Source organism: Bradyrhizobium sp. 2TAF36 (assembly GCF_052114925.1).
Taxonomy (GTDB): domain Bacteria; phylum Pseudomonadota; class Alphaproteobacteria; order Rhizobiales; family Xanthobacteraceae; genus Bradyrhizobium; species Bradyrhizobium barranii.
The window spans coordinates 1-5,503 of sequence record NZ_JBFRFR010000184.1; the positions used below are offsets into that span (position 1 = coordinate 1).

General features: G+C 56.5%; 5 protein-coding genes and 1 pseudogene. 3 read left to right on the forward strand and 3 right to left on the reverse strand.

The window, feature by feature from the left end:
* Both AB4Z51_RS44115 and AB4Z51_RS44120 read left to right on the forward strand, forming a co-directional pair.
* Window positions 1-144 (forward strand): annotated as a pseudogene (locus AB4Z51_RS44115) (IS30 family transposase); the annotation flags it as partial.
* Window positions 145-548: 404 nt separating this feature from the next.
* Window positions 549-1,433, forward strand: coding sequence for a competence protein CoiA (locus AB4Z51_RS44120; RefSeq protein WP_441499696.1), 885 nt, complete (start codon window positions 549-551; stop codon window positions 1,431-1,433).
* Window positions 1,434-1,628: 195 nt separating this feature from the next.
* Here the strand turns inward: AB4Z51_RS44120 and AB4Z51_RS44125 are convergent, their stop codons facing one another.
* Complete coding sequence (locus AB4Z51_RS44125) at window positions 1,629-3,611, reverse strand: DUF2075 domain-containing protein (protein WP_441499697.1); 1,983 nt, start codon at window positions 3,609-3,611, stop codon at window positions 1,629-1,631.
* A gap of 38 nt (window positions 3,612-3,649) precedes the next feature.
* Between AB4Z51_RS44125 and AB4Z51_RS44130 the strand changes: the two genes are divergently transcribed.
* Window positions 3,650-4,543 (forward strand): 3'-5' exonuclease, encoded by an 894-nt coding sequence (locus AB4Z51_RS44130; protein ID WP_441499698.1) that lies wholly within the window; start codon window positions 3,650-3,652, stop codon window positions 4,541-4,543.
* Between the two features lie 52 nt (window positions 4,544-4,595).
* Here the strand turns inward: AB4Z51_RS44130 and AB4Z51_RS44135 are convergent, their stop codons facing one another.
* On the reverse strand, window positions 4,596-4,820 hold the full coding sequence (locus AB4Z51_RS44135; RefSeq protein ID WP_354266914.1) for a hypothetical protein: 225 nt from the start codon (window positions 4,818-4,820) through the stop codon (window positions 4,596-4,598).
* Between the two features lie 175 nt (window positions 4,821-4,995).
* Window positions 4,996-5,259: a hypothetical protein gene (locus AB4Z51_RS44140; protein WP_354266913.1), complete on the reverse strand. Its 264-nt coding sequence runs from the start codon at window positions 5,257-5,259 to the stop codon at window positions 4,996-4,998.
* Window positions 5,260-5,503 lie beyond the last annotated feature (244 nt).

The window sequence follows — 5,503 nt, forward strand, 5'->3', positions numbered from 1 at the left end:
TCCAAAGGGGGCACCGACTTGTCGGTGCATTCGCAAGCCCATCTGAACAAAGTGGCTCGTCAGCTAAACGAACGACCACGTGAGACCTTGCAATTTGAAACGCCAGCAGAGAGATTTAATGCCTGTGTTGCGTCGACCGGTTGAGCCGGCCCATGAAAACCGGACATCCGCGCGAAGCAACGGCAGCGAACCCTTCTCGCCCCCCGCCGACTACGGCAAGAACCACTACAACCCGGTAACCGGCCACATGCAGGTCTGCGTGCCGCGCTAACCACGCCCGCGCGGCATCGCAACACTATCCGCCTGCAGCCAGACACACCCCGAACCACCACGCGCCATCACCGCCGTTCCACGCAAAATCGCGACCGACAACCAACGACGCCACGTCCGCAGAAATCCCCCAACACAACCACGCAACTTTTGCAAATCCGTCGCCTGGGCCACGACGCCTCACCTCCGAATGCGCGCGCCCGGACAAGCGGCGTCATGTCGCCTTGGCCTTCCTAACCCTTCCGCGTACGATATCCGTCACCGGAGAGTTGGATCAAATGAAGTATGCGCTTGCAGCCGGACAACGGGTTGAAGCTTCTCCTGACGGAAGAGCGACGTGTCCGACTTGTAACGGTGAGGTTATCGCCAAGTGCGGTTCATATAGAATCTGGCACTGGGCCCACCGGGGGATGCAGGATTGCGACTCGTGGGCGGAAAAGGAAACTGAGTGGCACCGTGCCTGGAAGAACCGCTTTCCGGCCGACCACCAGGAGGTCGTCCTGCATGACGGGCAATCGGGAGAACGTCACGTCGCAGATGTCCGCACCAGCCACGGCCTCGTGATCGAGTTTCAGCACTCGCATCTCGACCCGAAGGAACGGACCGAGCGCGAGAGTTTCTATGGGAACATGCTATGGGTCGTCGACGGCACCCGCTTAAAGGGCGACTATCCACGATTTCTCAAAGGAATAGATAGGCACAGACCCATCATCAACGGGCACTTTCTTCTAGCATTCCCGGAAGAGTGCCTTCCCAAGATTTGGCTTGAAAGCTCGGTCCCCGTGATATTCGATTTCCGAGGAGTGGACGCGAGTGAATCCTCTGATCATTTGAAGAATGTTCTTTGGTGCCTACTGCCGGGACGTGCCGAAGGAAATGCCGTTCTTGTCGGCATGTCTCCTGAGCAATTTGTAAGCGTAGCTCCCAGCCGCGCTCAGCTGATTCAAGTGATGGAGACCCTTGCCAATATCTCTCAAGTCCTTCGAGAGCTACGCGCCCAACAGCGATATTGGTCGCTCCCACTCCCGCCGGGCGGAAGACCCCTAAGACGACCTAGTCCGCGTTTTTGGGATTTCGGTTCGGCTGTCCGTTTGTCGAATAGGATGCGGCATCCTCGATGCAAATCGATGCCCAAACATATTCACCAAGTCCCCGATCAATAGACTGCGGCATAGTTTTAAACGGCAGGCGTTACCATCGTCCAGAGCTCTGGCGCTTTCGATCAGATGGGCCGGTTCAGCTCACTAATGGACCGCGAAACCGCGTCGACGATACGTCCGCTTGCTTGCGAACATCTGATCTCATTCGGGTATGAGATGTTATGGCAGAAGTCAGCCAGTGACCGACCTTCGCCAGGCTCAGGTTCTTCGATCAAGCAGCCGCAACCCACACTCCGCTAAGAATGCCGCCGTTCCATCGTAGAAGGCTGGAGGACGGGTGGCGTCGATCGAGTCACCCCTCGGAATATAAATTACCATCCCCTGTCGCGCGCGCGTCAGCAACACACGGTAGGCGTTGGTCAGATAGACCTTGCGGTTGTCATCATTGACGTTCTGCCATCGCGTGCCGGCAAACCGATAGAACTGCCACCTCCCGTCGACCGACCGAAAATCAGCGTCCCAGCAGACCCCTACCCAATCGAGTTCCAGGCCCTGAATATCGAACTCGGTCGCGRGATCCTCCATATAGTAGGACGAGCGCACATCATCTTTTCCGTTCAAGAACCATGTCGTTGCTTCGATCTTTTCGTGAACGTTGATTCCCTCGGGCTTCAGGCGCGATGCGCCGGACGAGGCCACCAGACCAACGCGCTCCGAACCCCGCCCACGATCTCGAAGCCATTGCCGCGCGTGGCCGAGCTCTCGCGTCAGGACGATCGGATAGGTGTCCTTAATCGCCTGGTAAAGCGCTTTAGCCTCTTCGGCCTCCCCAGCGACTAGCGCGCCAACGAACGCAGAGAGCTTTTCGGCACGAAACGATCGCACAGAGACCGCCAAATGAAGCGCCGGCAGAGATTCGCTCTCAAGCCCTGCCAGAAGTGCCGGTAGATCTTGCCCCCAATGGTAGTCTCGATGGGCTAGTTGTTCCGACGTATAGACCTTCCAGTTTCGAAAACTTCGCTGGAGCGCGGAAAACCATTCGGTTAGGCCCGCTTCACCGGCGTTGATCTCCTGTCCTCCGCCTATCAGACATATGATCGTGCACCAGCCGTCGTGCCTGTCCATGACGCTGATGAGAAACTCAGGTTCAGACATCTGGAAATTTGTCTGCCCCTTCTTCTGACTCATGAAGTTCGCCAGATGCTTGGCGTCCCATGCCCGCTGCGCCTCGTCGAACACCGCAACCCGCTCGATCGGAGGTTCCGAGGTGACGAGGTTGCTGTCGCGGAAATGCATAATGTTCTGCACGAAACTTTTGACTTTCCGGAGCGCGTCGGCCTTCCGGCTCTTCTCGCCGCGTTCCTTTAATTGCGCATGCTGGTCCCGTGCGAGTGCCTCTCGCAGCACCTCCACCAAGGGGCCGTTGCCGGAGAGGAAGACAGCATGCTCGTCCTCGTGGGCCTTCGTGCGAAGTGTCACGAGATTGAGGCCCGCCAGCGTCTTTCCGGCACCTGGCACTCCCGTGACAAAGCAGATCGCCTTCCGCCGATGAGCCTTGGCATCCTCGATGATGTCAGCAAGGCTTGCCGCCGTCTGACTTAGATTCTTCGCTCCGGCATCGGAACGAGTGATGTCTTCGACCCGATGCCCCTGGTAGAGCGCCTGCGCGGCTTCAATGATTGTGGGTGTCGGCTTATAACCTGTCCGCGACCACTGGGCGCCGTCAAGTTCAGCCTGCTTGGGTATCTCACGCACGATACGCCCTAAAATTTCCCGCAGATTGCCCCCATTCGATTTGACCGGACTTGAGATTCCGTCACTCTGCCATGCCAGATCGAAGGATGGGTTCGCTGCCATCGTCGCAACAACGATCGGCACTATTCGCCGCTCATGGCTACCGGCATGAAAGTTCTTAAGGTCAAGGGCATAGTCGACAACTTGATCGAGGGCGGCCGCATCGAACTGATCCGAGCCGACCTTAAATTCGATGACGAAAACGATTCCCGCCGTAGTCACGACCACATCGGCACGCTTGCCCATGCGTGGGATTGCAAACTCAAATGCAATCCAACCATCGAGTCCACGAAATTGAGCCCGCGCGAGCTCGATTTGGCTCAGCCACGCGTTGCGCTGCAGCGCATCCAATGCAAAGGGATTCAGTTTGGCGAGATGCCCCAGAATGGCTTCGGGGGTTTGATCGACAAGCTCTTGGATCGAGCCGGAAAAAAAGGCACCATTCATCGTGTTTGCGCGCTTCCGCCTGATTTTTGGTTGATTCTATGACGTCGAACGAGATCAATCTAACGGCAATGGCCGAAATGTTATCGAAGTCCCCGGATTATYGGGTCCTTCGTCGGCTTACGCCCCGGACAGAATTCGCCTCATGCGATGGACAGGCAACAAAGACTGGCATTTTGCTTGATGTCGAAACCACCGGACTGAATACAGCGCACGACGAAATCATCGAGCTGGCAATGGTGAAATTCGACTATCTGCCAGATGACAGAATTGCGCGAATCACGGACGTATTTTCATCGTTCAACGAGCCTCAGAATCCTATTCCTATCGAGATCACTGAGCTCACGGGCATTACGGACGAAATGGTCCTTGGGCATCGGATCGATCCGGACGCGGTTTCGGCGTTTGTCTCCGATGCTTTGATCATCGTCGCCCACAATGCAAACTTTGATCGAAAATTTGCCGAGCGCTATTGGCCGGCGTTCGAGCGCAAGCCGTGGGCGTGCTCTGCAACGGAAATCGACTGGCGTAAACACGGATTTGACGGATCGCGCCTAGGCTACTTGTTGGCCGGCGTAGGCCTCTTTCACCAAGCCCATCGCGCAATCGACGATTGTCGGGCTTTGATTGAAATCTTGGCCACAAACGTCCCAAACCAGGGGCCGGCTTTCGCTATTCTCCTCGAACGTGCTCGGCGCAAGACAATTCGGATATGGGCAGAGCAATCGCCCTTCGAACTTAAGGACACGTTGAAAAGGCGAGGCTACCGGTGGAGCGACGGCGCAGATGGAAGGCCGAGATCTTGGTACATCGATGTTGACGAAGCTCACCAATCAGCAGAAGTCGAATTCTTGAGAACAACCATTTATCTGCAGGACATTGATCTAAGAATTCAAACATTGAGCGCGATGAACAGATTTTCGAGCCGCGTATAGAGGATTGGCGCAACTGCGGCCCGGCCCGCAGTTCGCGGCAACGCGGCTAGCTCTACGCCGTCAATTCTGCCTGGCGTGCTTCACGCTGCGCCTTGAACGCGGCAATGAACACCTCGACGCCCGTGGAGGTCAATCCATCCACGTTGATGAGGCCGAGCTGTATTAAGTTGTCTGTTTCGTTCGGACTGTCGCTGTGCGTCGACCCGCCCCCAAACAGCTTGACGACTATTCGCTGCTCTCGGCGCGTCAGCCTATTCCAGAGTTTCAAATCAGGCACCTGATGCCCCGAATCGCTGTACGACACTGAGGAATTAGCTGACGAGTCGGAGGCGAAATCGTGGCAGGAACGCAACGCCGTCGCGGTGGTGCGTCACTTCCATCCAGACTCCTCGTCGGATGAAAGTCTAAATGGGTCCGGGCCTCGAACGCCTTCCGGGACTACACTCTCGTCCTCACGACTGATCGCCCGCAGTTTTTGTCAGCTCTACCAAAAGCCTTGTCGCGCTGATGGCCGTGCTCCCATCCAGGCTAGCCGCGCATTTGAATCTCGGCTGCCTCACGAAAGCAGCTTGCATCCCATCCCGGATACGATGTCCAATCTTCGGATCAGCCATCCGCTCTTTGTTGCGCTTGCCTATCTCGTCTCGGCGCGATCGCATCAGCTTCGCCATACGAGCTTTGCTTTCTGGCGAACGTTTCGAGCTACGCTTCGTCATGTCTAGGTCCCTCTGAAGAAAGTCGTCCCGATCCGTCACTGTTGATCCCAACCGGTCGGTGGCTTTTTGTATTTAATTCCAAGATTCTGCGTACGAACTGTCATTCGGCCTGCAATATTGACCCCCTAAGCCGGGGGATCGGCGTCCAAAATTGACCCCCTATAGGTTGGTCTGTTGCGCTGCCTGCTTTGGAATGAAGCAGGTGGTCGAGGATGCTGATCGTGGAGACGATTGCGCGGATTCG

Bases quoted from the DNA above. Each gene is read 5' to 3' on its own strand.
- AB4Z51_RS44140 (WP_354266913.1), bottom strand. From the start codon at position 5,259: ATGACGAAGCGTAGCTCGAAACGTTCGCCAGAAAGCAAAGCTCGTATG.
- AB4Z51_RS44120 (WP_441499696.1), top strand. From the start codon at position 549: ATGAAGTATGCGCTTGCAGCCGGACAACGGGTTGAAGCTTCTCCTGAC.